We start from the raw sequence: 3,029 nt of genomic DNA, 5'->3' as shown, positions 1-3,029 counted from the left end.
GTCACTTATAGTGACTATTCGAAATTGAGTCCGGCAAAATCAACGCTATCTCGCTCATTCAAATAATGAGATAGCAACTTTGGTTGTTTAACAAAGACCCTTTGGGGTTGTATGGTTAAGTGACTAAGCGTACACGGTGGATGCCTTGGCAGTCAGAGGCGATGAAGGACGTAGTAACTTGCGATAAGCGTAGATGAGGCAGTAACAGCCACTTGAGTCTACGATTTCCGAATGGGGAAACCCACTGGCATAAGCCAGTATCATTGAGTGAATACATAGCTCAATGAAGCGAACCGGGAGAACTGAAACATCTAAGTACCCCGAGGAAAAGAAATCAACCGAGATTCCGAAAGTAGCGGCGAGCGAAATTGGATTAGCCCTTAAGCTTTACATGTGTTAGACGAACGGTCTGGAAAGTCCGACGATACAGGGTGATAGTCCCGTAGTTGTAGATGCATGTTCAGTGAAATCGAGTAGGGCGGGACACGTGTTATCCTGTCTGAATATGGGGGGACCATCCTCCAAGGCTAAATACTCCTGACTGACCGATAGTGAACCAGTACCGTGAGGGAAAGGCGAAAAGAACCCCTGTGAGGGGAGTGAAATAGAACCTGAAACCGTGTACGTACAAGCAGTAGGAGCACCTTCGTGGTGTGACTGCGTACCTTTTGTATAATGGGTCAGCGACTTATATTCAGTGGCAAGGTTAACCATCTAGGGGAGCCGTAGGGAAACCGAGTCTTAACTGGGCGTCATAGTCTCTGGATATAGACCCGAAACCGAGTGATCTAGCCATGGGCAGGTTGAAGGTTGAGTAACATCAACTGGAGGACCGAACCGACTAATGTTGAAAAATTAGCGGATGACTTGTGGCTAGGGGTGAAAGGCCAATCAAACTCGGAGATAGCTGGTTCTCCCCGAAAGCTATTTAGGTAGCGCCTCGGACGAATACTACTGGGGGTAGAGCACTGTTAAGGCTAGGGGGTCATCCCGACTTACCAACCCTTTGCAAACTCCGAATACCAGTAAGTACTATCCGGGAGACACACGGCGGGTGCTAACGTCCGTCGTGGAGAGGGAAACAACCCAGACCGCCAGCTAAGGTCCCAAATTACAGCTAAGTGGGAAACGATGTGGGAAGGCTTAGACAGCTAGGATGTTGGCTTAGAAGCAGCCATCATTTAAAGAAAGCGTAATAGCTCACTAGTCGAGTCGGCCTGCGCGGAAGATGTAACGGGGCTAAGCTGTAAACCGAAGCTGCGGCAATATCTTTTAGATATTGGGTAGGGGAGCGTTCTGTAAGCCGTTGAAGGTGTGTTGTAAAGCATGCTGGAGGTATCAGAAGTGCGAATGCTGACATGAGTAACGACAAGGGGGGTGAAAAACCTCCCCGCCGGAAGACCAAGGGTTCCTGTCCAACGTTAATCGGGGCAGGGTAAGTCGACCCCTAAGGCGAGGCTGAAAAGCGTAGTCGATGGGAAACGGGTTAATATTCCCGTACTTCTTACAATTGCGATGGGGGGACGGAGAAGGCTAGGTGGGCCTGGCGACGGTTGTCCAGGTTCAAGTGCGTAGGCTGAGTGTTTAGGTAAATCCGGATACTCTTAAGGCTGAGACACGACGTCGAGCTACTACGGTAGTGAAGTCATTGATGCCATGCTTCCAGGAAAAGCCTCTAAGCTTCAGATTGTAAGGAATCGTACCCCAAACCGACACAGGTGGTCGGGTAGAGAATACCAAGGCGCTTGAGAGAACTCGGGTGAAGGAACTAGGCAAAATGGTACCGTAACTTCGGGAGAAGGTACGCTCTTGATGGTGAAGTCCCTTGCGGATGGAGCTGACGAGAGTCGCAGATACCAGGTGGCTGCAACTGTTTATTAAAAACACAGCACTGTGCAAAATCGTAAGATGACGTATACGGTGTGACGCCTGCCCGGTGCCGGAAGGTTAATTGATGGGGTTAGCGTAAGCGAAGCTCTTGATCGAAGCCCCGGTAAACGGCGGCCGTAACTATAACGGTCCTAAGGTAGCGAAATTCCTTGTCGGGTAAGTTCCGACCTGCACGAATGGCGTAATGATGGCCACGCTGTCTCCACCCGAGACTCAGTGAAATTGAAATCGCTGTGAAGATGCAGTGTACCCGCGGCTAGACGGAAAGACCCCGTGAACCTTTACTACAGCTTGGCACTGAACATTGAACCTACATGTGTAGGATAGGTGGGAGGCTTTGAAGACGTGACGCCAGTTGCGTTGGAGCCGTCCTTGAAATACCACCCTTGTATGTTTGATGTTCTAACGTTGGCCCCTAATCGGGGTTGCGGACAGTGCCTGGTGGGTAGTTTGACTGGGGCGGTCTCCTCCCAAAGAGTAACGGAGGAGCACGAAGGTGGGCTAATCACGGTTGGACATCGTGAGGTTAGTGCAATGGCATAAGCCCGCTTAACTGCGAGAATGACGGTTCGAGCAGGTGCGAAAGCAGGTCATAGTGATCCGGTGGTTCTGAATGGAAGGGCCATCGCTCAACGGATAAAAGGTACTCCGGGGATAACAGGCTGATACCGCCCAAGAGTTCATATCGACGGCGGTGTTTGGCACCTCGATGTCGGCTCATCACATCCTGGGGCTGAAGTCGGTCCCAAGGGTATGGCTGTTCGCCATTTAAAGTGGTACGCGAGCTGGGTTTAGAACGTCGTGAGACAGTTCGGTCCCTATCTGCCGTGGGCGTTGGAAGATTGAAGGGGGCTGCTCCTAGTACGAGAGGACCGGAGTGGACGAACCTCTGGTGTTCGGGTTGTGTCGCCAGACGCATTGCCCGGTAGCTAAGTTCGGAATCGATAACCGCTGAAAGCATCTAAGCGGGAAGCGAGCCCTGAGATGAGTCTTCCCTGATACTTTAAGTATCCTAAAGGGTTGTTCGAGACTAGAACGTTGATAGGCAGGGTGTGTAAGCGCTGTGAGGCGTTGAGCTAACCTGTACTAATTGCCCGTGAGGCTTAACCATACAACACCCAAAGGGTTTTGATGGACTC

Annotated in this window: 1 rRNA gene; it reads left to right on the top strand. The window is 50.9% G+C overall.

What is annotated here, in order from left to right:
* The first annotated feature begins 113 nt into the window (after positions 1-113).
* Positions 114-3,001 (top strand): 23S ribosomal RNA (locus tag LZU85_RS20545).
* Positions 3,002-3,029: the final 28 nt, after the last annotated feature.

The organism is Vibrio floridensis (assembly GCF_021852965.1).
GTDB lineage: Bacteria > Pseudomonadota > Gammaproteobacteria > Enterobacterales > Vibrionaceae > Vibrio > Vibrio floridensis.
This window is presented reverse-complemented; position numbering and strand designations above follow the sequence as displayed.